Source organism: Thalassospira sp. (assembly GCF_048059015.1).
In the GTDB taxonomy this organism is placed as follows: domain Bacteria; phylum Pseudomonadota; class Alphaproteobacteria; order Rhodospirillales; family Thalassospiraceae; genus Thalassospira.
This window is the reverse complement of the sequence record NZ_JBLLNT010000010.1, coordinates 119,029-143,476: the sequence shown is the minus strand read 5'-3', so window position 1 is coordinate 143,476 and position 24,448 is coordinate 119,029. Positions and strand designations below refer to the sequence as shown.

Sequence of the window (24,448 nt, the reverse complement as noted above, 5' to 3'; positions counted from 1 at the left end):
ACAACCAAGCTGGCGCTCATCATGGCACACGATATCGCAACCTCAGAACCATCCGCCCCGATCAATCACGGTGGTGCCATTGATGTTGCTGCCCGAAAATATGGTATCGCCGCTGCTGACTGGCTTGATCTGTCGACCGGGATCAACCCGCGTGCTTATCCCGTTCCGGAAATTGATCTTTGCCACTGGCAACGATTGCCACTGCGTTCGGAGCTTGATCAGCTTAAGGAAACGGCAGCGGCATATTACATAGCGCCGTCACCCGGCAATCTGGTCTGTACGCCCGGCACCCAGGCCCTTATTCAAACCATCCCCTATTGGCTGCGTGACATCGGCCCGGTTGGCAAGGTGCACATCATGGGCCCGACCTATGGCGAACATGAAAAATGCTGGCAACGTGCGGGCCATGACTGCGAAATTCATCTATCCGCACCGGGTGAGCGTCTGGGCACGGCACGCGACATCCTGACCGCGGCAACCGCTGGCAGTGTCGTCATCCTGGTCAATCCGAACAATCCGGATGGCAAACTCATCTCGCCTTCGGACATTTTGGAACTGGGGAAACTGGCGTCTGATCGTGATTGCTGGCTGATTGTCGATGAGGCCTTCATAGATTGCACGCCAGATCAGTCGGCATGCCAACTGATTGATGAAATGCCGCGCACCATAATCCTGCGATCCTTTGGCAAGTTCTTTGGCCTGGCTGGCGCACGCCTTGGCTTTGCGGTAATGGCATCAGATTTGGCCATAAACCTTGAACAACGCATTGGCCCTTGGGCAGTGCCGGGCCCGACAATTTCCATCGGTGTTGCAGCGTTTTCAGATACCGACTGGCAATTCGAAACCCTTACCCGGCTTCATGGCGAGGGCATACGACTTGATGCCATGATCGCGCGCTACACCAACCTTAGCCCAGATGGCGCGACGGATCTGTTTCGCTACTACGATGGCACTGAGTGCGTTAGCCTTGCTGACCACCTTGGCAAAGCGGGCATTCTTGTGCGTTTGTTTGACCAAGATGCAAACAAGATGCGCTTTGGACTGCCAGATGGAGATCATAACTGGGATCGGTTGGAAACAGCTTTGTCGGCTTGGAAAAGAGGCTGAGGGTCGCAGCCATTACAGGCCGTTATCTTCCCAATGCTGCTTTTTGCGATAGATCGTTGATGGACTGACACCAAGCGCGTCTGCGGCACGCGGGATTGAACCACCACAGCGCTCGATTGCTTCTTCAATCGCCTGCTTTTCGACCTGCCACAATGGTTTGATCTCGCCAAAGCCAAGCCCACCGATGGCAAGCGCATGGGGTGAAGCCGCATGACTGTCATTCGCCCCGGCCCCAACGCCAATCAGGTGATTGCTTTTTTCCGACTGGTGGTTTTCCACGACCTTTCGCATTTGCCGCGCACCGGCTAGAAATGCCAATGCCTCAGGATCGCCTTCCCACAAGCGTCCCGGTCCACCCATTTCGTTGGAAACAACCGGATGGGGTGGCGGGGCTTCGATGGTCGCGGACCCGAACTTGTCATCGTCCGTGCCGCTATTAACCGGACGCGGCACCATCGCCAGACTGACTTCAGTACCGTTGTTCAGAACGACGATGTTACGAATGATGTTTTGCAGCTGCCGAATATTGCCAGGCCAGGCATAGCGCGCAAACAGCGCAGAAACTTCCGGGCTGAACCGTTCGAAATCACGGCCTTCTTCGCGGGTATAGCGCTGCAAATAGAAATTGGCGATCTGCAGGATATCGTTGTCACGATCGCGCAACGGCGGCATGTGCAGCGGGATGACATGCAGGCGATAATACAAATCTTCGCGGAACCGGCCGGCGCGAACTTCTTCAAGCGGATCACGGTTGGTCGCACAGACAAAGCGCACATCAACCGTTTCAATCGAACTGCCACCAACCTTTTGGAAAGTCCCGGTCTGAATGAAACGCAAAAGCTTGGTCTGAAGATCCATATCCATTTCACAGATTTCATCCAAAAACAGCGTACCGTTTTCAGCCCGGTGGGCTGCACCTTCGCGGTCTGAAACAGCGCCTGTAAACGCCCCTTTGACGTGGCCAAAAATTTCGCTTTCCATCAAATCCTTGGGGATCGCGCCGCAATTTAGTGGAATGAACGGTTCTTTGGCGCGTTCTGATCTGCGATGAATTGCTTCGGCAGCCAATTCCTTGCCGGTCCCTGACTCACCGGTGATAAAGACAGTGGCGCGGCTGGGGGCTGCGTTTTCAATGATGCGGTAAATATCACGCATATTGTCAGACCCGCCGATGATGTCGAAATACATCTCGTCGGTGTCTTTGCCCGCCAGATCAACATTCGGGCTATCCTGAATGGCTGGTCCGCCGGCAAGGGCCTTGCCAACCGTTTCGCGAAGCTTGTCGGCCGTGAATGGCTTAAGAAGGAAATCCCAAGCCCCTTCACGCATGGCTTCAACCGCAACATTGATCGAACCATGTGCGGTTATAACCACAACTTTGCAATCAGGACAGATACTGGACGCGGCCTTAAGGACATCACGGCCATCCATGTCAGGCAAAATCAGATCAAGAACAAGGACTTCGGGCGGATCATTGCGCAGACGTTCAATCGCGTCCGTACCGCTAACGACATGATCAACACGGTGACCATCTGCACGCAGGTAGTCCTGATACACCCGCGCCAGCGAAAGCGTATCTTCAACAATTACAATGCGTGCCTGCTCTGGCATTTTTTCGTTCGTGTCCCGATATAGCCACTAAGAGTCAGCATACCGACAGTGGTGTGTTTGCCACAACTGCTAACATTCTTGCAGTGACTGCCCAAACCATACACAATCAGATCAAAGTTAAAAAAAGCATAGTTTTTACTAAGTTACCCCACGTCAGGAGTACCCGAACTTGAACTACAAGACAGCAAACGCCAACGGGACAACCACTGTTGAACTGACCGGTCGCTTCACATTTGGGGATCATTCAAGTTTTCGCAAACTGATAGAAGAAGTCCGCGGACATCAGTCCAGTACCCACGTGCTTGATGTCGCAGGTGTCGATTTCATCGACTCTGCCGGCCTTGGCATGCTTTTGCTCGCGCGTGATGAAGGTGAAAAGACCAATACCGCCGTTGTAATCCGCGGCGCACAGGGACAGGTAAAGCGCATGCTTGAAGTCGCGCGCTTTGACACCCTTTTCAAGCTGGAAGACTAATCCATGCCAACTGGCACAGATACGCGGAAAAAATACACCATCGCAGTGGCAGATTCCCTTGCCGAGCAGGATGTAACCCGCTTTTTGGCTGGTGGCTCAATCTGGTCTTGTCCGGATGAGATCGCAGTTAAGCGCGCATCCGGACAAACCCCGGAAGACTTCCCCAACAACCGTCATTTTTCGGCCTGCCTGTTTCCTACAGAAAGCGGGCGTGAATGGCTTGGCGCACTGATCAGGCTTAATTGCGCGAACTTCGTAGAATGCCTGCCTGATATGGTTTTGCGTGACCTTGGCCCCTTGGTTACCCAAAAGACCTCGACTGAACATGACCTGGTGCTGTGTATGTCGACACGCAGTGCCTATCACTTACCGGTCGTGCGGAAATTTGTGACTGGACTTCGCTATCGCGGATTAATCAGTGAAGCCATCGCACCCGCTGTTGAAATGGCGGTTCAGGAAGCCTTTGCGAACTCGCTTATCCACGGCAATCTTGGGCTTGATACCAGTGGCCATCTTTCGATGGACCGCTTTACCGAACTAGGCGAAGAAACCGAACGTCGCCTTGCATCCATCGAACATGGTGCACGCGCCATCATGCTTGCTGCGCGTCGCCTCAACGACGGCCAGATCACCATTGCGATCAATGATCAGGGCCATGGTTTTACCCCGCCAAGTGAGAACGCCCTGTCCGACATCACCAGCAAGGACACAACATTCGGTCGCGGGCTTCCGCTGATCAAAAGCCTTTGTAATTCCGTTCGGTTTTCGCGCAGTGGCCGCACGATCGAATTGACCTTCAGTCACGGCGAAAACGATGTCCTTCCGGCAGACAGCGCTTATCTGGCGGATGCGGAACGTGCGAGTAATGGTGTGGCCGTTGATTTACGCAATCCGCAAAGTGCTACGATCCTGATTGCCGATGACACCATGCTATCGCGCGAAATCATTGCGTCCTATCTGCGTGCTGATGGCTTTACCAATCTGGTCTTTGCCAAGGACGGCGAAGACACCCTTGCCCAGGTCAAGGCCCATAACCCTGACCTGATCATCCTTGATATCATCATGCCAAAGCTGGATGGTTACGGCGTGTGCAAGGCGCTTCGTGCAGATCCGGCCTATACCGAAACTCCGATCATTGCCCAGACAGCATTGGAAGAAAACGAAGGTCGCACGCGGATTTTCGATGATGGCGCTACCGATCTGATTTTAAAGCCGCTTAACAAGGCGGAACTGATTGCGCGCACCAAAATCTATCTGGAAAACCGACTTCTCGTCAAACAGCTGCAGGCCTATCAGGAACGCACCCAGTCCGAACTGAAACTCGCGCGCGATATGCAGGAAAACCTTAATCCTGCACCGGAACATTATCGTGGTGTGGGCCTTGATTACGGACTTCGCATCAGCGCGACATTCCAGATGTCATCCGAACTTGGCGGTGACATGTGGGGGTTGGTCCCGCTTGATGAGCATCGCCTTGGTGTTTACATCGTTGACTTTGCTGGCCATGGCCTTGGTGCTGCGCTGAATACCTTCCGGCTGCATTCCCTGATCTGGTCAGATCAATTGCGCGATCATGAACCGGGCGAATATCTTGAAATCCTTAATCGGCATCTGAAGGGTCTTTTGCCCGTCGGGCAATATGCCACGATGCTGTATGGCATTATCGACCGTGAAAAACATACTTTCTCCTATGCCAGTGCGGCCTGTACATCCCCGGTTTTGGGCAACAGTGTCAGTGGTCAGGCCAAGTATCTTGATGGGTCCGGGGTCCCGCTGGGCGTCATCCGGGATGCGCGGTACGAAACCCGCACAATCCGATTTGGCAAAGAACATTTCCTGCTGCTTTACAGCGATGCGCTGATTGAAACGACCCTTGATGACGGGAAATTCCTGAGCGAGGAAAAGCTGCTTGAGATGCTAAAAAGCACGCTGTTTGAAAGTTGTCGGGAAATTGATCTGGCAGCCCAGATTGCTGATCAGTTCATGGACCGTGCGCCGGCCCAGTTGTCTGATGACTTTACAATTGTATCCCTGCAATCAACACCAATCCCCTGCGCCATCTAAGCGACGCACGCAAGGCTATTGCGTGGTGTAGCGCGCACGTCCCACGGATGAACGGATAAGATCGCCAAACGGCTCGGCATCACCCCAGACAAACTGGCTGTGATCAACGATGGTTTCCGGACGTTCACGAATGACAATTTCACGCTTTGCCTGAATGCGTCCGGCAATAACGGTCCGGACCAGATTGGCAAGGCCCTTGCGTGCACCTGCATGATCTGGCTCAGCAGCCAAAACACTACCCAATTGATCAAGGGCGCGCATCTTATCGCGGCAGCCCAATAGATCGGCGGCCAAGATGCGCAATTCACGTGCATCAGGGCGCAGGCTTATGGCAATTTCCAGATGTTCAAGGCCGGTCTCACGACGCCCCAGCTGAATATAGACCCGCGTCAGCCCCAAATGCGTCGCCGCATCAAGATCATCAAGCAAAAGTGCACGGCCAAAGGCATTTAGCGCAAGTTCGCTTAGCCCGAGATCAAGCAGGACATGACCAAGAACACGCAATCTGGCGGGTTGATCAGGCAGGCCATCAATCAAGCTTCGCAGACGATCACGAATTTCGGGCGCAAGATCAATCTCGCCCGCAACGGCCATTCCAAATGACTGTGAAACCTGTGTCTGCGATGACATTGTCAAACGCCCCGTTCCCGCTGAAATTCGGGACCGAACACCGTGCTTTTTGAAACATTCGATGGCCCCGTGTGACACAGAGTAACGCTATCTGGTTGCGGGATTATTAACCGAGTCGCCCGCAATCACTTTCAACAGGATTTATTTGCGCCCAGACAATGAAGCAAGTTTAGGACTGAAAGGTTTCAGTCAGCGCATCCATCGCAGGCACGCGGCTTGGACGAGCAAAGTAATAGCCCTGCATCAATCTGCCCCCCAAACCAATGATCGTGTCGCGTTGGGTATCGGTTTCAACCCCCTCAAGCACACAGTCAATGCCAAGATTGATGCACATATCGATCACGGTTTTGACGATCCGGCGGCTGCGCTTGTTGTTGGCCAATGGCGTCACGAAGCTACGATCCACCTTCAACACGTCAAATTCCAGCTCATGCACGTAACGCAAGCTGGAATAGCCAATGCCGAAATCATCAAGGGCAATGCGTGCGCCATGCTCACGCAAATATCGGATGCTGGTGCGGGCAGCCGCGAAGTCACGCAAGAACGCGGTTTCGGTAACCTCGAATGTCAGCCGTTTGGGATCAATTCCGTGATCCTTAATTTCGTCAATCAGCCATTCAACCGTATCTGACAAAACGATATCGCGCGCAGACAGGTTAAAGGAAACCGGCACTTCATTGCCCCAGGATGCCATATCGACCAGAAGCTTTTCGAACAGAACCCTGGTTAAGAATCCAACCTGTCCTGTCTTTTCTGCGACCGGGAAAAACGTTCCGGGCGATATCCGCCCCATCTGAACATTGTCCCAGCGCGCAAGGGCTTCGACCGAATTGACCAATCCGGTTTCGATGTCAAAAACCGGCTGGTAATGCAGGCTAAGCTCCGTTGATAGGTCGGCTTTGCGCAGTGCCTGTTCAATCTGGGAATCATGACGGATCAAGGTTTCATGGTGGGCAGCGAACAAAACGGCCTCGCCCGGGCAGTTCTTTTTGGCGTGATAAAGCGCAAAATCCGCGCGTTCAAACAGCCCGTTTGAGCTGCGCGCGACAATCGGATAAGTCGCAAGTCCAAGTGATGCCGAAACCTGAACCGTTCCGCCGCTAAGCACAAAGGGGCGATTAAGCGCCTGACACAACTTTGTGCCAAGCTCGATCAGTTCCATCGCATCTTCATATGGGCGCAGGATAATGCCGAACTCATCCCCGCCCAGCCGGGCCAACAACGTATCCGACCCCAAAACCGCACGCAGGCGTTCACCTGCTTGCATGAGCAACTCATCGCCTGCCGGATGGCCATGCACATCATTGACGGGTTTGAACCCGTCAAGATCGATCATGGCGACAGCAAACCGATCACCTTTGTTGGTTTGCGCAACAGTTTCATCAAGCTTGGCAAAGAATGCCCGACGGTTTGAAAGTCCGGTCAGCGGATCAATCAATGCCAATGCTTCGTTCTGACGGGAAAGCTCAATGGTTGTTTTGTGCTGCGCTTCGAGGTCGTGCTGGGTATCGATCAGGCCCGCGAAATTGGCGTAAAAGCTGCGGATGATTTGAACAATCATGACCGACACCAGCGCCATATTGACCGCAATCGCGACATAGACCTCGTTGCCGCTAAAGCCAAAGAAAAGCACAAAGGTGCCCAGAACAATCACAACCACCAACAGGGCGGCTGGTGGAAAATTCACCAAACAGAAAATACAGCCAACAACCGTGATTGATATGAAATAGGCGACATGCCCCTGTTGATAGGCATCGCCATAGCCAAACATTGTGATGGCCCATGCGGTAAACAGTACCGCAACGGCAATCGCCAAAACCCTGATGCGTTTCAGATGTTTGATACAGGCATCGACATTATCAAGATCAACCCGTGCGCGGCTCCATGCGATTGCACGAACGATACAGATCGCACCCAGAATGACGACGGCATAAATTGTCATCCAGTCCGGGGCGACACCGTAATGGGTGTAGGCCAGCGCCACCGCGTTGGCCAGCAACAGCATGTAAAGAACCGGGATCTGGCGTGACAGTGCATTTACCTGGGCACGCATCAGCTCCGGCTTGTCTGTATGTACCTTTGTGATCTCGGCAACGCTGTGCCAAAAATGTCCCGATGCCACCAATCAGAAACCTAATGCGTTCTATGTCATAAAAAATACTACACAGAAAACATCAACCCGAACATCCCCAGTTCAGCCCGGAATGCCTTGTACATCAAAAAAATCGAATTTTTCTGGGGAAATACAACTTCATAAGATCATGCTTGCGAACCGTATCGCGGAAAACAGCTCTCAGCCCCCGGATTTCGCAGCTTTGGGCTTTCGGGATTTGACCGGCTTTTCATCCTTAATCGCCTGCGCACGGTTGGCCGCACCAAGTGCCATATGGGCAAACTCGATCAACTGATCCCCCTCCTCAAGCCATTCACCGGGCACTTCAAAATATGAAAGCGTCTGCGCCCGCCCGGATGGCACCACAAATGGCGCCATTCCCATGACGTCATAGGCATCCTTCGTTTGCGCATCACCTTTGAGATACAACACATCATCAGCAATGATGGCAAAGAACACGCCATCGCAATAAAGCCCGAAACCACCAAACATCCGCTTGGGACGAATATGGCCAAGGGATGCCAGAAGTTCTGAAACCGTCAGAACAAACTCGTTATCGACCGATGCCATTGAGTATTTCGCCCTCTACCCCTTCGGAAATCAGATAGTCGCGCAAGGAGCGCCCCGGAACCGGCTTAAAGCGGGTGGTCAAGATTTCCATGCTGTGGATACGATCGGCCCGAAACACACGGAATGCCTCTCGCAATTCGCACCAGCAGGCCAAAAGCCAGGTGCTGCCAAAAAACAGCATACCAAGTGGCCAGACACGACGTTTGGTATTGTCGCCCTTGGCATCGGTGTAATTAAGATCGACCAGATTGCGTTCGCGAATAGCCCGTCTTAGGTCCGGCATGGAAATCGCGATTGGTTCTTGCGCGATTTCGGCCACCGCAATCGGCACGCCACCCACAAGACCGCGCATCTTTTCAGGTAAGACAGCCTCGATCTTGGTGAGTGCATCGCCTGCTGCACGCGCCATTTGCGGATCGGTCCAGCTTTGCACCATGCGTGCAGCAACCACCAATGCCTCGATCTCGTCGGCGTCAAACATCAATGGCGGCAGGTCATATCCATCACGCAGGATATAGCCGACACCGGCCTCGCCCTCCACCGGGACACCCGATGCGGCAAGGTCGCGAATATCGCGGTAAATCGTACGTTCGGAAACTTCCAGTTCCTCGGCCAAATCGCATGCCCGGCACAATTTCCGGCGGCGCAAGATTTGAACAAGGCGAAATAATCGGTCGGCCCTTCTCATGATCGCTCCTTCGTCATCCTGCCCTGAAAATTATCATACCGCTCCTGACAGGCTCCTGTCAGGAGGGATGTGCAACCATTGCGAAATCGGGACAGGATTTAACATCAATGTCAGGAGCATGACGATGAAAGTCACCAACGCGTTTCAGATCATCACCACCGAGAAGTTCACGCAAACCCGTGCTTTTTACAAGAAACTCGGCTTTACCCCCGTCTTTGATGGCGACTGGTATTGCCAGCTTGTCTGGCCAACTGCACCGTCGGTTCAATTGGGCCTGATGAAACCCGGTCATGAAAGCCAACCTGAAATCTTCCACTCCCCAACAATGGGCGAAGGCACCATTTTGGGCCTCGAAGTCCCCGAAGCAAGCGATGCTGCCGAAGACCTCAGCAAAGCGGGTTTCGAGTTTGCGATGGAACTACGCGACGAACCGTGGGGCCAGCGCCATTTCGCCCTTCTTGATCCCAATGGCATTCGCATCGATATCGGCAGCCCCACCGCCGAACTCGCCCCGGAATATGCCCAACAATTCACAGAAGCAGGCGACAAAGCTCTCGCCTGATCCCTCTCGCTCACCAAACCGAAAGAACGCCCCAATAATTCTTGACCATGTTTCTATTCCAGTAAGCGACTTTGAGAAATCAAAGGCCTTCTATGTTGCCACCCTTGCCCCACTGGGTGTCAGCATCCAATACGAAGAAAGTGCCGATGTTACCGGCACCACAGATTTTGTTGGTTTTGGCAATGAAAGCGGCCCGGCCTTTTGGCTGGGTGGCCTGATGAAGGCGGACCGTCACATGACCCATGTGGCGTTCCGCGCCAAGGACCGCAAAACCGTTGATGCTTTCCATGCTGCGGCCCTTACCGCAGGTGGAACAGATAACGGCGCACCGGGACTACGCCCCCATTACGGCGAAAACTATTACGGTGCCTTCATCCTTGATCCGGACGGCGTGAATATCGAGGCCGTTTGCTACGCTCCGGACAAGGATGACGCATCATGAAAAGCCGCCTTGTGATCCCGACCCTGATCACTCTAATTCTGCTGGGCTTTTCGCGCCCGGCAGCCGCAACCGAAACGGAAAGCCCCATGACCGAAACGCAAAAACAAGTTCTTGATACCGTGCTTTCAATGACCCGCGCGTTTGAACATCGCGACATTGAAGCTGTCCTGGCCCATTACAACCATGATGCCGTCATCAGCTTTGAGCCGGGTAAACCAACCAGCGGCGCCTCAAACATCCGCGAACAGTTCACCCAGTTCTTTGCCATCAATCCCGCCTTTGATTACGGCGGGCACAAGGTCGTCGTCACCGGTGACACCGCCCTTCATATCGCCCCATGGGATATGAAGGGGACCGCACCCGATGGCACTGCGATCAGTGACAGTGGACTTTCTGTTTCTGTGCTGAGACGCCAAGCGGATAATTCCTGGCGCATTGTTCTCGATGATCCATATGGCGCACTGTTAACCCAGTAAGGCTGCGGGCTTCGAAGGGTGACGTTTAACGCGTCACCCTTTTCCTTTGGCAAAAGCCGCAATAGCCGCCGCTGCTTCGGCGATATTGCCTTCCTGCGTATGACCAGATTTTTTGCGCGCGGCGAAATCATGATTGCCGTCAGCAACCCAATGCATCGCAATCTGATCAGACAGGCCATAGCCTGCAATCTCGTCAGGACTGCCAAATGGATCACGCGTCCCATGACAGATCAGCGCCGGTGTTTTCATGCCCTTGAGATGCTCGGTCCGAAGGTTCTCTGGTTTTCCCGGCGGATGAAATGGATAGCCAAGGCACACAAGCCCTGCCACCCCAAGGTCATCTGCCACCATGCTGGCAATGCGCCCACCCATCGATTTTCCGCCAATGATCAGCTTTGCCGGATCACCAAGCTGCCGGACGACGTCGCCATAATACTCAATCAAAACCGGTGCACGATCCGGCCCACGCTGTTTGCCATCAACGCGACGCTTGGCCATATAGGAAAATTCAAACCGCGCAACGCGCAATCCCAACTTGGCAATCTCGGCTGCCATCGCATCCATAAACGGGCTATCCATCGGCGCCCCAGCCCCGTGCGCCAGTACAACAGTCAGCCCGGATGCCTCATCCCCATCAAACAAAAACGCAATCGGTTCAGTCGTCATTGGTGATGTCCTTTAACGGCGGCAACGCGGTTCTGGTCGGGATGCGCAGTTTTGCATTGGTAGCGAACGCACCACACAGCGAAACCAGCTCTTCCCCGCCAGGAACCAATCCCAACCGTGAAAGAAGATACTGCCTGCCAGCAGGGCCAAATCCGCCGATCTTGAGCTCTTTCTTTTCCCATTTCCGAATGCGCGACAGCACTTTCTTGGCGATCAGCTTTTTCTTTTCCGACGCGATCTCTGGATGGTCCTTGGCGAAATAGGCCAGTGCGATGCTGGCATCATGGATAACTTGCGCCTGATTATTCATGATCCGTCCAGGTTCATCTTCCGGCCCTAAACAGACTACGTGTTTGATTTGCCCAAGCTTGCCCGAGGCCGACAGTCGAATGAATAGACTGTGGTCTTGCGAGAAAATGCGCGGGTCACAACCGCCTGCGCGCTCGAAAACTTCCTTTTTAAACATGCAATGGCTGACACGGGCAAAACCGCGATCCACAACCGTGAACAGCGGATCCGCAAACAGGATCGTTTCAAGCGTATCTATGTCAGTTGCTGGAAAAACCGGCCCGGCTTCCATCTTGTAGTAATCAGCCGAACCAAAGATGAAATCCAGATCGTGCGCCAGCGCATTTTTCAACAACAGCTCAGAACAATAGGGTGCAAGCACATCATCGGAATCAACAAGTTTGATCCAGTCGCCCGTCGCAATCCCGACTGCATTATTTGTCGCGATCGCAGGCCCATGGTTGTCCTGCGCAACGATCCGAACGTTTTCCATTCCCGCAGTTTTGCTGCGAATCACGTCAACAGATGCGTCACTTGAACCATCATCGATAAAGATGAATTCACGCTCAAACGAACCGGTTTGCGCCTTTAGCCCCTCAATCACTGACGGCAGAAACGGTGCCTTGTTATAGACCGTGATAACAAAGGATATCTTTGGCACGTTGTCCCCCGTATGCCGCTTCATGCGTTTGCGCGTTGTCTCAAACTAATACGAAACTTGGTCGCCTCTGTCCAAACGCAATCGACACAAGCGGCACGTATGCTGCAGCGCCGCAGGCAACGCTCGATTCTTCTTATGCTTTAAGGCTATAATTGCAAACCCCACCGCATCGACACGCTCCGTTTGTCGATAAACTATCCAATCGCGCCGCCCGCGATGCCGTGCCTGTCCCTTTTTGCAAAGGCCCCAATCGTGTCACCAGATCATTTGGAAAGACCCGCCTGGCCCCCGAAAGAACGGCTTGGCCGTTTGCCCAAGACCATTCAATGGATGTTGATGGTCAGCATATCCCTCCTGCTATCGGCTTTCCTTCATCATTATCATGTGCCCGCAGCCCTGTTAGTCGGCCCGATGATCATTGGTATTGTCATGGGAACCAATGGCGCAACCATAACCCCGCCAAAGCCCCTTTATCTTGGCGCCCAGTCTGTACTTGGCGTGATGATTGGCGGGTCAATGACCGTGGGCATCCTGACTTCCTTTGCCCATGACTGGCCGATGATCCTTGGCGTCACAACGCTAACACTTCTCGCCAGCAGCTTTTTGGGTTGGGTTCTTTGCATCAAACAGGTACTGCCGGGCACCGCTGGCATCTGGGGATCATCACCTGGTGCTGCATCCGCCATGGTGATCATGGCTGAGGCCTTTGGCGCGGATGCAAGGCTTGTCGCCTTCATGCAATATGTGCGCGTCGTGATCGTCGTTGGTGTGGCATCAAGTGTCGCCAATTTCTGGGTTGATCCGGCCATTGCCGCACAGATGGGTGCCGCCAACTGGTTTCCACCGCTTGATATAGGCGGCTTTGCCCTGACACTTGCACTAGTTGTTGCAACCTGTGTTGTCGGCGCGAAATCCCGCCTACCATCGGGTACACTTCTAGTGCCCATCATTATCACGATGGTCCTGCATCTTCTTGGCGTCATTGATGTTGTTCTGCCTGAATGGTTCTTGGGCCTGACCTACGCAATGATCGGCTGGGTGATCGGGCTTAAATTCACCCCGCCCGTATTGCGCTATGCCGCGCGTGCATTCCCGAAAGTGTTGCTGTCGATATTTGTTCTGATCGGCTTCTGTGCGGGAATATCAGTATTGCTTGTGATCTTTATGGATGTTGATCCGCTGACGGCATATTTGGCCACCAGCCCCGGCGGGCTTGATTCAGTTGCCATTATTGCTGCCAGCACCAATGTCGATCTGTCATTCATCTTGGTGTTACAGGCCACACGCTTCTTTGCTGTTCTGGCGTTCGGCCCATCGCTGGCGCGGTTCATCGCCAAACGATCACCGAAGTTTGATGCAGAACGCCCACTGGGTCTGTAAAACAAAAAAGGGAAAGACGCTTAATCACGTCTTTCCCCTATTTAATGTTACGTTCCGAAGCGGCTTCTATTTAGCGGCCTGATAGCGCGCCGCTGCAGCTTCAATCGTTCTTGCCAAGCGAACAGCAGCCTTCGTCAGTTGCAAGTTAACCTCTGTGCGAAGGTTCTCTTGCGCGGCATCATCAAGCACGTCATTAGCTTTCTCTGCGCTTTCCGAAAGTGACCGCGCGAGCAGCAAGCTCTCGTTGGCCCAATCAACCGCATTGCCGTTGGCATAAGCTGCAAGGTTTGCAACCGGAATCGCTGCGGCAAACTCGCTGACCGCACGTTCCCAATCGGAACTGCTTCCTTCTGGCTTCGCCTGATCAACCAGTGCTGACAAAGTCGTTTCCATTCCATTGACAGAAACGGTGCGATCCAGTGCCCCGCCAACATTAAACGGCTGATGCAGGTCCGCCATCAAACTGCCAAGGAATTTAAGCGCAATCGCCTTTTGTGCATTATCGACATCCGTCGCCGCGATCTGATGGGCATAAAAGTTCACCGCATCCACAACGCAACTGCGCGGTCCGCCCTCGCCAGAAATGAACTCGACCGGGCAATCACGGGTCATGTCAATGCTTGTCGCATCTGCTGGAACATTGATGAAATGGTTTTCACGGCTCCAGGCGTAATCGTCGGTTTCGGCAACCTTGTCCGCCCAAAGACAACCATCCGCATTGGCATCGGCGACCAAAATGTCATCGACAAAGGCACCAATAGAAGGATCCGTCAGGATATGGGCGACCTCACAAACGACCCGATGATCGTCCGCATCCCACGCACTGGCCGAATTGGGCAGGCCCGATATGCCCGCAACCATGGTTGCAGAGGCAAAGATCATTGATTTGATATTCATGCACGTTATCCCGTTTTACAGGTGCCATTTTTTAAACCCCAATTCGCGGGCTATTAAATGGCAGAGCTGCCTTGATGGCAAGTGAACGGGATATCTACATCGCAAGAATTTTGCCGACAAATCCTTCAACCCGGGTGCTGAGCTCTGCCCCTTGGGCCTCAAGGTTTTTGGCCGCATCACCGAGTTCACTTGAAACCGTTTCGCTATGGCCAATGGCCGCGGTGATTTCAGCAACACTTTCGCCTACCAAGCGGGCTTCGCCAACGGCTGCATCTGCATCGGTTGCCACTGAAATACAGATACCCGCCTGCTGTTCGGTTTGTGATGCGGTTGCCTCCGCACGCGTTTGCAGATCATCCATGGCAAGCGCAATGGTTTCGATGTCGCCACCGGCTTTGGCGACCGCATCAAGCATAGAGCTCATCCAACGTGAAATTTCATCGGTTGCACTGGCTGATTGTCCGGCAAGGGCTTTGACTTCCTTGGCGACAATCGCAAATCCCTTGCCAGCTTCGCCAACGCGGGCGGCCTCGATCGAGGCATTCAGGCCAAGCATCTTGGTTTGTGCGGCAATGGCCGAGATGGATGCAAGCATCTTTTCCGCATCCGCTGCACGCGTCTGAAGCGTGGCAAAGCCATCGCGCATATCGCGTGCCTGCTGTCCGATATCATGGGTGGTTTTGACCGTTTCGGCTGCATCGGCACCAACGGTGACCAATTGGCGTTTAAGGGTTTCCATCTGATCGGCGACATTTTCGATTTTTGAAAGTGCACGGGTCGCTGCCTGATCAATGCCATCGCTGCAAATACGTGTCTGGTCATTACTATCGCCCAAGACATCAAGGGCACTGCGCATTTGCGCCACGGCAGCGCCTAGCATGCCGACCGTGCCCTGCACCTGGCTTTCAAAGTCTGAGGCCAATTGTTCGCGCGAATTCAGAACGTCTTCACGCTCAAGCACGCGGGCAACTTGCCCACCGACAAATCCCAGAAGCTCAAGCATTTCAGCATCAAGCTTGGCCGTCTCGGGACTAAAGAACTCAATCACGCCAACCGTGGCACCCGACAGTTTGACCGGAAGCGCAAAGCACCCCCGCAATCCATTACGTGCAGCTGATTTGGCGCGCAGGAACCCGTCTTTCACCGTAACATCGGCAATGCAAACTGCGGCGCCATTGGCGGCGACCGATCCAATAAGGCCCTGACCAAGGGCAAATACGGTTGCTTCGGATTGTTTACGGAACTCGGCGATTTCGTAGTCGGCAATAGACGCGCTGATCGACCAGATCCCGGCTGATGACAATTGATCACCATCACGCAGGTAGGCATGCCCAACCGGCCATTTGCAGTACTCACAGACCGCATCAAGGATTTTGGCAATCGCGACATTGCGTTCGCTTGCGTCATCGGCAACGGCGCTTACCGTGCGCAACAAACGCAAGATATCAGCCAAAGCAGCACCCTTTGCGGGGCGGCCTGTTTCGCGATCATTTTCGGGGGATACGGAACGAATGAAACCGGCAAACATGTTGATACTCCGAGGCTAAAACCACCCGGCACCCTGATGGGATACCGACCAAGTTGCACAAGCCTCGTTGCTTGTCGATAAAACTTATACGTGAATGGCTCCGTTGCCTTCACAGCCTGTATATTAGCGTAACGCTGCACACGCGAAAAGAACATTTCGCGTGTGCAACACAATTTATTGCTGTTTTGATGTCGGGCGCAGCGCCCTTTGACAAAACGTTCTTTTCTCAGAAGGGCTTAGTGTTTCTTACGCCGAAACACTCCTGATGCGATCATCACGCCCAAAATCACAAGAACCACCGCAAGCGCCAAGGCAAGATTGCCCTGCTCGCCCAGCAGAACCACACCGCCAAGTGCAGTGAGTGCGGGGGTCATGGCACCAAATGCAGAAGCCCCGGTTGAACCAATGTGACGTACGGCAAGGCCATAGGTGATCACGGCAACACAACCCGCCAAAAGCCCCTGAGCGGTCAGCAACATCATCACATCACCAACCGGTGCGTCGCCAAGGGTGGTTCCGGTAAACAGGGCAATGATCGCCATAATGACAAACGACCAGAAGCCAACAAATGCCGCTGCCTCAAGCGCACCGAGGCCACTTTGACGCATGGCATGGGTATAGCACGCCCACATGAATGCACCGGCCGACACAAGACCATAGCCCAACAGTATCTCACTACTGATGACACCGGCGGGCTTTAGGGCAACAAGTGACAACACGCCGATGATGACGGCTCCGTAACCGGCAATCCGGACCTTGCCCGGTCGTTCGCCAAACATGATGACGGCAATCAAGACTGCCCAAACGGCCATAACGCCGGGCAAAAGAATGCCAACGTGGCTTGCCGGGACGAATTGCAGGGCACTGGCAACCATGAGCGTATAAAACGCCCCGGAGCCAACAAGCATCAGAAGACCATTGGCAATCGAAAGCCCCTTGGGCCAGATGCCTTTTTTAATCCAGATCGGTGCCAACAGAACAAACGGCACGACAAAGCGCAAAAGGCCGATATCGACAGCCGTAAAGCTTGATGTCATGGCATAGCGGGTCGCAATCAGCCAACCCGCCCAGATAAACACCGTGGCAAGCGCTGATGTGACACCAACAAGTCGGCTTTCCGCAGTACTGGTGGCACGAAGCGCGGAAGTTTCAGACATATCAGATTTTCCGATAAAGGTTTGATTTTGCCCAAATCAGACCATGCGAGCCGGCATACGGCAAGACCTTTGACCACGGGTCAGCTATGCAAACAAAAAACGGCGCAAGGTTTCCCCTGCGCCGTTTTGGCCAAATCACTTGGATCAGGCCGAAATCAGATACCGAATTCAGAGAAGAAATCGTTGCCCTTGTCATCGATAACGATGAAGGCCGGGAAGTCTTCCACTTCGATTTTCCAGACGGCTTCCATGCCAAGTTCCGGATATTCGTGCACTTCGACTTTCTTGATGCAATCCTGCGCAAGGCGCGCTGCCGGACCACCGATCGAGCCAAGATAGAACCCGCCATACTTGTTGCAGGCATCCTTGACAGCCTTGGAACGGTTACCCTTCGCCAACATGACAAACGAACCGCCAGCGGCCTGGAACTGCTCAACATAGGCATCCATCCGACCAGCCGTGGTCGGGCCGAATGAACCCGAAGGCATGCCTTCCGGGGTTTTTGCCGGACCGGCATAATATACCGGATGGTTTTTGAGGTATTCGGGCATCTCTTCGCCGGCATCAAGGCGTTCCTTGATTTTGGCATGCGCGATGTCACGGGCCACAATCACGGTACCGGTCAGCGACAGGCGGGTTTTGACCGAATATTGCGAAAGTTGCTTGCGGATTTCATCCATCGGACGGTTAAGGTCAACCTTGACCACTTCGTCATCAAGATGCTCGTCCGTCACCTGCGGAAGGTACTTCGCCGGATCATGTTCGAGATCCTCGATAAAGATACCGTCCTTGGTGATTTTACCAAGAATCTGACGGTCGGCAGAGCACGACACACCCAAACCAACCGGGCAACTTGCACCGTGACGCGGCAGACGGATCACACGCACGTCGTGACAGAAATACTTGCCGCCGAACTGCGCGCCAATACCCATCTCGCGGGTCATCTCAAGAACCTTCTGTTCCCATTCGAGATCGCGGTAAGCCTGACCATGATCACCACCTTCGGTCGGAAGGTTGTCATAATAACGTGCCGACGCCATTTTCACGGTTTTAAGGCATGCTTCTGCCGACGTACCACCGATAACGATGGCAAGGTGATAGGGCGGGCACGCCGAGGTACCAAGCGTGCGGATTTTCTCATCCAAAAACTTGCGCAGGCTTTCCGGGTTCAGAAGTGCCTTGGTCTGCTGGAACAAGAAGGTCTTGTTGGCAGAACCGCCCCCCTTTGCCATGAACATGAATTTGTATTCATCGCCCTTGGTCGCATAGAGATCAATCTGCGCCGGAAGGTTCGAGCCGGTGTTCTTTTCATCGAACATGTTTTGCGGCGATACCTGCGAGAAGCGCAGATTGTGCTTCTGATAGGCCTGCCAGATACCTTTGGAAAGCGCTTCTTCATCAGAACCATTGGTGATGACCTTGCCACCACGTTTGCCCATGACGATTGCCGTACCGGTATCCTGACACATCGGCAAAACACCGCCAGACGCGATGGAAGCGTTTTTCAGAAGGTCCATCGCCACGAACTTGTCGTTCGGGGTGGCTTCTTCGTCATCAAGGATTTTGCGAAGCTGTTCAAGGTGCCCCGGACGCAGCAGGTGCGAGCAATCAAAGAAAGCCTGAAGGGTCAGCTTTTCAATCGCTTCGGGTTCGACTTTCAAATAGGTCTCGCCATTGACGTCAACGGTCGAAACACCTTCATCTCCGATCTTGCGATAAGGTGTGGTGTCCTTACCCTGCTCAAACATCGGTTTATAGACAAAATCACTCATGGGAAGCTCTCGTCTCTCTCAAAACAAGGTGGGATTGTTTTTCTCGATAATTGACGCGGAACATAGCGCCTTGGCGGGCAAATATCCATGTTCTTTGCCCGGATTTACGCATTTAGTCGCGAACTACGCAATTCTGCGGACCGAAATGCGCGATTTAACATCCAAAAGTCTCATAAACCGCAGCCCACTGCCCAATTGATTGATATTGCAGTGGACAATTCCCAACCGCTCAGTGCATCAAGGATGGGCATCACGTCACCGGATGCTGTTTCTCAGGTTTGTTCATGCTGTCCCAATTCTAATCATCCTGCCAATTTTCGCCCTCATCCTGACCGGATGGATTGCACGCAAAAGCGGCGCACTTGGCCCCACGGCCACGCGCGAAATCAACCGGCTGGTTGTCTATTTCGCCCTGCCCGCCCTTTTGTTTGACATCATGGCGCGCGCTGAACCCCATGAAATCTGGCAGCCTGATTTCATACTGGCCTTTGGATTTGGCTGTGCAGTTGTCTTTGTTTTGACCATCGCCGTGCGGATGGCGACCGGGCATCATTTGGTCGATGCAGTGATTGACGGCCTGACCACCAGCTACGCCAATGCTGGTTTTCTTGGCTTTCCGCTGATCTTGGCCGTTGTTGGCGAAAGCGGCATGGCAGCAACCCTGATTGCGACCATCCTGACAGCCTGTGTGCTGTTTGCCTTTGCCATTATCCTGATCGAGTTTGGCCTTCAGACCGAAAGCAGCCGAAGCGCGATTGTTTTCAAAACCATGAAGGCCCTGATCAAGAACCCGCTTCTGATCGCACCGACACTTGGCACGGTTGTGATGTTATCCCCGTGGGAACTGCCTGATCCGGTTAATGTTTATCTAAGCTTGGTCGGCGGTGCCGCAGCCCCCTGTGCGCTGATTGCCTTGGGGCTGTTTCTCGCCGATCGAACGGCGGAGCAAAAACAGGAAAGCTGGAGCGTTACGGGACTTTTCGTGATTTTGAAACTGGTTGCCCAGCCGGCGCTCACCTGGGTTGCCGCCGTACCGATTTTGGGTCTGCCCAGCCACCTTGCAAATTTGGCAATCCTGCTCGCAGCCCTGCCGACCGGGACCGGCCCCTTTATGCTGGCCGAGTTTTATAACCGCGAAAGCATCCTGACCGGACGCATGATCCTGATCACCACGATCCTTTCAATCGGAACACTTTCGGTCTATCTGGCAATCGCCTGAGCCAAAAGAAAACGGGTCCGACATGACCATGTCGAACCCGTGTATCTTTTACGCACTTGGTCGGACTTGCAGCCAATTGCTTATTTCTTGCGAAACGCATCCAGTGCGATGACTTCCCCGGTCTCGCTGGCATCTGGTTTCGGCTTCTTGCGTGCTTTGGACGGCTCTGCAACCAGTGTCGGGGTTGCATCTTCGTCATCAACGATCAGATCCGCATCCAGATCGTCTTCTTCCTCGTAATCGAAATCATCGTCATCCATTTCTTCTTCGACGCTGAATGTCAGCATGAAGTTGGCAGACGGATCGACAAAGGCCAGCATCGCATCAAACGGAACAACCACAGTGGTCGGCATGCCATCAAAGCTCATTCCGACCGAGAAGTGATCATCTTCGGATTTCAAATCCCAGAACCGGTGCTGCAAAACAACGGTGATGTTATCCGGATGTGCTTTACGCTGACTTTCAGGCAGGGCAACACCGGGATGATTGGTCTGGAAGGTGATGTAATAGTGATGCTCGCCGAAAAGGCCTTCTTCGGCCACGCGCGCAAGAATGTCTTTCACCACGCCGCGCAGCGCCTGGTCGACCATAAGATCGTAACGGAATTCTTCCGGTTTCTGCATCAGTAATCCTGTATCTGGCGGGATACCGGCGATTTCCGGCCAATCCCGTCATTGTCATATAGCATCTCTGCACACCAATTACATCTTGGCGGGCCGATTAATGACTCTATTCATAACGAAGCGGGGAAGAAATACAAGAGTGGGGCGTTCTGTTGCTAGGTGCCCCGTCCCCCACCAAATTACCGCTCCCGGCAACCGGAATTTCGCTTTGGTGCTAGTACCGCTTAGGCGGCAGCAGCAACCGGAGCATTGTTGTCGTTTGCATTTACAAACATTGGCCCGATGCGGTGGTACCATGCCGAGCGCCCACATTGACTTTTACTGCTCACGTCGATCCTATTTCGGCCCCACGAAGATTGTCTGAGTTGGACAACCGTAAATTTGGTGGAGCCGCCGGGTACCGCCCCCGGGTCCGTAAAGCCTATTCTGTCACGCAGTTTAGCGCCGTAGTCGGGTTGCCCCGACAGCCCCTATATAGGTCAAAACCAACCCGTTTCACAAGGGGAATTGGGAAAAAATCATTAAAAGCTGAGCACAAACAATACTAGGATATTGTAGTTGAATTACTTAGCCAATTTGGAAGGTTCTAGCGGCCTGCTAGGGAACATTTCTAAGAGGATCGAACTGGAGATGTCTAAGTCCAACGCATATAAATACGGCGTCGATCAATCAAACTACATCCATCGAGCAAGAGAAATGCTTCTCAGGGATGAAGCACAGTCGCTGTTTTACGCTGCGTATGAACTTCGGTGCTATGTCGAAATCAGACAGGAGCAATATCTTAACGCGCAGCGAAAATACGTTCGCTCTATCCCACGACATCATAAAATCGGGGCCCAAGGAAGAGCTCTGAGGGACATAATGAGTGAGCAGAGAATTCAAAGCATCAAATGGTCGGTCGCAGGCGGTAAACATCTTGATATGTATTACGTTCCTGTAAGAGATGAGCTTAGAAAAAATGCGGAAAAACTAGGCGAACTTCTGCACGCGCAAAAACACTACAGAGGTGCAGAGGACCGTTGGTGGCAGGAGAAAAGAAGTTTTTTGCTCGATACCTTTGAACTGGCTTGGACATGTTCAAAAGGAAATATGCTATCACCTGCCTTGTTCAGTAACGGTCAAGCTCTAGGAACCGTCTCTTTCACTGCAACATTTCCTGTCGAAAACATCCCAACAATTCACGCAGGGCAAAAGGGTTTGATGCACGTAGACTATTTGGAACAAGCTCCAGAGGAGTGGTTTAAAGATGATGATTTGATTGGTCGCTGCTGAAGCATTGATGACTCAGCATGATGTTATGAGGACCATTATTGAGACGCTCCGCCTATTGCCCGACCTAGCCGACCTTACTATGCTGCGACAAACACGATTCCGAAAAATGCAGGACACAGCATGCAGCAATATCTTGATCTGATGCGTCTGGTGCGCGACACCGGCACCCGGAAAGAAGACCGCACCGGCACCGGCACTGTATCGATCTTTGGCCATCAAATGCGCTTTGACCTTGCCGAAGGTTTCCCGCTGGTCACCACCAAGAAGCTGCATCTGAAATCGATCATTCATGAATTGCTGTGGTTCCTTGATGGCGATACCAACGTCAAATATCTCCAAGACAATGGTGTGCGCATCTGGAACGAATGGGCCGATGAAAATGGCGATCTGGGCCCGGTTTACGGTGGTCAGTGGCGTTCATGGCGCGGTGCGAATGGCGAGACGATTGACCAGATCACCGGCCTGATTGACCAAATCAAAAACAGTCCGGATTTCACGCCGCTTGATCGTTTCGGCCTGGAACGTCGCCGATGTGCCCAACATGGCACTGCCGCCCTGTCACTGCCTGTTCCAGTTCTATGTCGCGGATGGAAAACTGTCCTGCCAGCTTTATCAGCGCAGTGCCGATATCTTCCTGGGCGTGCCGTTTAACATCGCATCCTATGCGCTGCTGACCATGATGATTGCGCAGGTCTGTGATCTTGGCGTGGGTGACTTTGTCCATACCCTGGGCGATGCGCATCTTTACACCAACCATCTTGAACAGGTTGAGCTGCAGCTTTCGCGTGAAACCCGCCCGCTTCCGACCATGAAGATTAATCCCGACGTCAAATCGATCTTTGATTTCAAGTTCGATGATTTCGAGCTGGTCGGCTATGACCCGCATCCGCACATTGCCGGCAAGGTGGCCGTTTAATGGTCGATCAAAAAGTTGAACGCGTTGCCGTTGTCGCCGCCGCAGCAAATGGTGCGATTGGTAAAGATGGCTGGATGCCCTGGGAACTGCCCGAAGACCTTAAACGGTTCAAGGCATTAACACTTGGCAAACCCATGATCATGGGCCGTGTCACGTTTGAGGCGATTGGCCGCCCCTTGCCCAAACGCGTAACCATCGTTGTCACCCGCGATAAGGACTGGTCGTTTGACCACGACAATGTGCGCGTTTGTCACGATGTTGAAAGTGCAGTGAAGCTGGGCGATGAAATCGCACGTGCCGATAGGGTCAATGAAGTCATCATTGCCGGTGGTGCGCAGATTTACCACCTCGCCCTGCCTTACACGACGCGCTACGAGCTTACCGAAGTCCATGCCGATATCGATGGCGACACATTCCTTGATCCGCTTCCCGATGATCAATGGAATGAAACGGCGCGCGAGAAGATCGATAATGCGGATGGCCCGGATTACAGCTTTGTCACCTTGCAGCGTCGCTGAAAGGGATAAAACCTGACAAGAGACACAGCCATGTGATCCCATGATGGTTGATTTTGTCAGGAATACGATACATCTTTACATGAGTTATAGAACACTCGTTCCAGTGTTCTGCCAAAGACCCAAGGACATGCCATGCCACGGCCACGCGCGTTTGATGAAGAAAGCGTTCTTGATAACGCAATGAACATCTTCTGGAGCAAAGGGTTTGAATCCACCTCCGTTCAGGATCTGGTGGATGAGACCGGGCTTAACCGTGCCAGCATGTATGCAAGCTTTGGCGACAAGAAGGCGCTATTCCTGCGCGTTCTTGATCATTACAGCCAGAAAATCAGTGCCAAGCGTTTTGCTGACCTTCGTGAAATGGAAGATGGCCGAGCGGCCATTGAAAAAACCTTCCGCGACACCGCCAAAACCGGCTGTGCCGAAGGCCGCCATAAAGGCTGTTTGATGGTGAATTCCGGTATGGAGCTGGCCCCGCATGATCCGGAAACCGCGGCCATCGCCCATCAGGCTTTCCGTCGGGTCGAGGAAATGTTTGCCGCTGCCCTGACGCGTGGCATCAAGGATGGCACCATTCCCGAGGACAAGAATGTTCGTGCCTTGGCGCGTTTCCTTGCCGGTTCCATTCAGGGCGTACAGCTGATGTCGCGCCGTGGTGCGGATCAGGAAACGTTGGAAGACTATACCAACACCATTCTGGCTGCGCTGGACTAACTCAAATCTATCTGCACCACTGATCCCGCTTGATTATCGGTTTTATTTCTGATCCGCGATGTTTATTTCGGGTTGCGCAGATGTGTGCGCTGATTGATA

23 protein-coding genes, 1 other RNA gene and 1 pseudogene are annotated in these 24,448 nt (G+C 53.3%); 12 read left to right on the top strand and 13 right to left on the bottom strand.

Annotated features, from left to right (window positions below; all coding sequences use genetic code 11):
- The first annotated feature begins 21 nt into the window (after window positions 1-21).
- The gene (gene cobD, locus ACMZ66_RS14580) at window positions 22-1,107 is read left to right on the top strand and encodes a threonine-phosphate decarboxylase CobD (protein WP_416938110.1); all 1,086 of its coding nucleotides are present in this window, start codon (window positions 22-24) and stop codon (window positions 1,105-1,107) included.
- 12 nt (window positions 1,108-1,119) lie between these two features.
- On the opposite strand, the gene ACMZ66_RS14575 is transcribed toward cobD, so the two are convergent.
- Entirely contained in the window at window positions 1,120-2,718 is a 1,599-nt protein-coding gene (locus ACMZ66_RS14575) for a sigma-54-dependent transcriptional regulator (RefSeq protein ID WP_416938108.1), read from the bottom strand.
- 169 nt (window positions 2,719-2,887) lie between these two features.
- On the opposite strand from ACMZ66_RS14575, the gene ACMZ66_RS14570 reads away from it, so the two are divergent.
- The gene (locus ACMZ66_RS14570; protein WP_416938106.1) at window positions 2,888-3,193 is read left to right on the top strand and encodes an STAS domain-containing protein; all 306 of its coding nucleotides are present in this window, start codon (window positions 2,888-2,890) and stop codon (window positions 3,191-3,193) included.
- A 3-nt stretch (window positions 3,194-3,196) separates the two neighbouring features.
- Window positions 3,197-5,257 carry a SpoIIE family protein phosphatase gene (locus ACMZ66_RS14565; RefSeq protein WP_416938104.1) on the top strand — a complete coding sequence of 687 codons (2,061 nt, stop codon included), beginning with the start codon at window positions 3,197-3,199 and terminating at the stop codon, window positions 5,255-5,257.
- A 15-nt stretch (window positions 5,258-5,272) separates the two neighbouring features.
- Here the strand turns inward: ACMZ66_RS14565 and ACMZ66_RS14560 are convergent, their stop codons facing one another.
- From ACMZ66_RS14560 to ACMZ66_RS14545, 4 genes are all read right to left on the bottom strand, one after another.
- Entirely contained in the window at window positions 5,273-5,887 is a 615-nt protein-coding gene (locus ACMZ66_RS14560; protein WP_416938102.1) for a tetratricopeptide repeat protein, read from the bottom strand.
- A 169-nt stretch (window positions 5,888-6,056) separates the two neighbouring features.
- Complete coding sequence (locus ACMZ66_RS14555) at window positions 6,057-7,940, bottom strand: putative bifunctional diguanylate cyclase/phosphodiesterase (protein ID WP_416938100.1); 1,884 nt, start codon at window positions 7,938-7,940, stop codon at window positions 6,057-6,059.
- Between the two features lie 240 nt (window positions 7,941-8,180).
- Window positions 8,181-8,570, bottom strand: coding sequence for a TfoX/Sxy family protein (locus tag ACMZ66_RS14550; RefSeq protein ID WP_416938099.1), 390 nt, complete (start codon window positions 8,568-8,570; stop codon window positions 8,181-8,183).
- A complete protein-coding gene (locus ACMZ66_RS14545; protein ID WP_416938097.1) occupies window positions 8,554-9,258 on the bottom strand; it encodes a helix-turn-helix transcriptional regulator in 705 nt (234 codons plus the stop codon). The genes ACMZ66_RS14550 and ACMZ66_RS14545 overlap by 17 nt, the downstream gene beginning before the upstream one ends.
- Window positions 9,259-9,382: 124 nt before the next feature.
- Between ACMZ66_RS14545 and ACMZ66_RS14540 the strand changes: the two genes are divergently transcribed.
- Genes ACMZ66_RS14540 through ACMZ66_RS14530 form a run of 3 tightly spaced genes read left to right on the top strand, consistent with a single transcriptional unit; the run spans window position 9,383 to window position 10,738 of the window.
- Entirely contained in the window at window positions 9,383-9,820 is a 438-nt protein-coding gene (locus ACMZ66_RS14540) for a VOC family protein (protein ID WP_416938095.1), read from the top strand.
- A complete protein-coding gene (locus ACMZ66_RS14535; protein WP_416938093.1) occupies window positions 9,777-10,262 on the top strand; it encodes a VOC family protein in 486 nt (161 codons plus the stop codon). Before ACMZ66_RS14540 ends, ACMZ66_RS14535 begins: the two co-directional genes overlap by 44 nt.
- Window positions 10,259-10,738, top strand: a complete 480-nt coding sequence (locus ACMZ66_RS14530) for a YybH family protein (protein WP_416938092.1) — start codon at window positions 10,259-10,261, stop codon at window positions 10,736-10,738. Before ACMZ66_RS14535 ends, ACMZ66_RS14530 begins: the two co-directional genes overlap by 4 nt.
- Before the next feature lie 33 nt (window positions 10,739-10,771).
- On the opposite strand, the gene ACMZ66_RS14525 is transcribed toward ACMZ66_RS14530, so the two are convergent.
- Both ACMZ66_RS14525 and ACMZ66_RS14520 read right to left on the bottom strand, forming a co-directional pair.
- Window positions 10,772-11,404: an alpha/beta family hydrolase gene (locus ACMZ66_RS14525; RefSeq protein ID WP_416938090.1), complete on the bottom strand. Its 633-nt coding sequence runs from the start codon at window positions 11,402-11,404 to the stop codon at window positions 10,772-10,774.
- Window positions 11,394-12,353 (bottom strand): glycosyltransferase family 2 protein, encoded by a 960-nt coding sequence (locus tag ACMZ66_RS14520; protein ID WP_416938088.1) that lies wholly within the window; start codon window positions 12,351-12,353, stop codon window positions 11,394-11,396. Before ACMZ66_RS14520 ends, ACMZ66_RS14525 begins: the two co-directional genes overlap by 11 nt.
- A 336-nt stretch (window positions 12,354-12,689) precedes the next feature.
- On the opposite strand from ACMZ66_RS14520, the gene ACMZ66_RS14515 reads away from it, so the two are divergent.
- Complete coding sequence (locus tag ACMZ66_RS14515) at window positions 12,690-13,733, top strand: AbrB family transcriptional regulator (protein ID WP_416938086.1); 1,044 nt, start codon at window positions 12,690-12,692, stop codon at window positions 13,731-13,733.
- Window positions 13,734-13,799: 66 nt separating this feature from the next.
- Here ACMZ66_RS14515 and ACMZ66_RS14510 read toward each other — a convergent pair whose 3' ends face one another.
- The 4 genes from ACMZ66_RS14510 to ACMZ66_RS14495 all read right to left on the bottom strand — a co-directional run bounded on the left by ACMZ66_RS14510 (window position 13,800) and on the right by ACMZ66_RS14495 (window position 19,087).
- The gene (locus ACMZ66_RS14510) at window positions 13,800-14,630 is read right to left on the bottom strand and encodes a S1/P1 nuclease (RefSeq protein ID WP_416938084.1); all 831 of its coding nucleotides are present in this window, start codon (window positions 14,628-14,630) and stop codon (window positions 13,800-13,802) included.
- Window positions 14,631-14,724: 94 nt separating this feature from the next.
- Window positions 14,725-16,158: a methyl-accepting chemotaxis protein gene (locus ACMZ66_RS14505; RefSeq protein WP_416938082.1), complete on the bottom strand. Its 1,434-nt coding sequence runs from the start codon at window positions 16,156-16,158 to the stop codon at window positions 14,725-14,727.
- 236 nt (window positions 16,159-16,394) lie between these two features.
- Window positions 16,395-17,315, bottom strand: coding sequence for a DMT family transporter (locus tag ACMZ66_RS14500; protein ID WP_416938080.1), 921 nt, complete (start codon window positions 17,313-17,315; stop codon window positions 16,395-16,397).
- 155 nt (window positions 17,316-17,470) lie between these two features.
- The gene (locus ACMZ66_RS14495; RefSeq protein WP_416938078.1) at window positions 17,471-19,087 is read right to left on the bottom strand and encodes a fumarate hydratase; all 1,617 of its coding nucleotides are present in this window, start codon (window positions 19,085-19,087) and stop codon (window positions 17,471-17,473) included.
- A 262-nt stretch (window positions 19,088-19,349) separates the two neighbouring features.
- Between ACMZ66_RS14495 and ACMZ66_RS14490 the strand changes: the two genes are divergently transcribed.
- Window positions 19,350-20,306, top strand: coding sequence for an AEC family transporter (locus ACMZ66_RS14490; RefSeq protein ID WP_416938076.1), 957 nt, complete (start codon window positions 19,350-19,352; stop codon window positions 20,304-20,306).
- An 80-nt stretch (window positions 20,307-20,386) separates the two neighbouring features.
- Here ACMZ66_RS14490 and ACMZ66_RS14485 read toward each other — a convergent pair whose 3' ends face one another.
- Both ACMZ66_RS14485 and ssrA read right to left on the bottom strand, forming a co-directional pair.
- A complete protein-coding gene (locus tag ACMZ66_RS14485; protein WP_416938074.1) occupies window positions 20,387-20,929 on the bottom strand; it encodes an SspB family protein in 543 nt (180 codons plus the stop codon).
- Window positions 20,930-21,067: 138 nt separating this feature from the next.
- Window positions 21,068-21,434: a transfer-messenger RNA gene (gene ssrA, locus ACMZ66_RS14480) on the bottom strand.
- Between the two features lie 125 nt (window positions 21,435-21,559).
- On the opposite strand from ssrA, the gene ACMZ66_RS14475 reads away from it, so the two are divergent.
- From ACMZ66_RS14475 to ACMZ66_RS14460, 4 genes and pseudogenes are all read left to right on the top strand, one after another.
- Window positions 21,560-22,201: a hypothetical protein gene (locus ACMZ66_RS14475; RefSeq protein ID WP_416938072.1), complete on the top strand. Its 642-nt coding sequence runs from the start codon at window positions 21,560-21,562 to the stop codon at window positions 22,199-22,201.
- Window positions 22,202-22,321: 120 nt separating this feature from the next.
- Window positions 22,322-23,117: pseudogene (locus ACMZ66_RS14470) on the top strand (thymidylate synthase).
- Complete coding sequence (locus ACMZ66_RS14465; protein ID WP_416938070.1) at window positions 23,117-23,635, top strand: dihydrofolate reductase; 519 nt, start codon at window positions 23,117-23,119, stop codon at window positions 23,633-23,635. Before ACMZ66_RS14470 ends, ACMZ66_RS14465 begins: the two are co-directional and overlap by 1 nt.
- 132 nt (window positions 23,636-23,767) lie before the next feature.
- A complete protein-coding gene (locus ACMZ66_RS14460; protein WP_416938069.1) occupies window positions 23,768-24,349 on the top strand; it encodes a TetR/AcrR family transcriptional regulator in 582 nt (193 codons plus the stop codon).
- The last annotated feature ends 99 nt before the right edge of the window (window positions 24,350-24,448 follow it).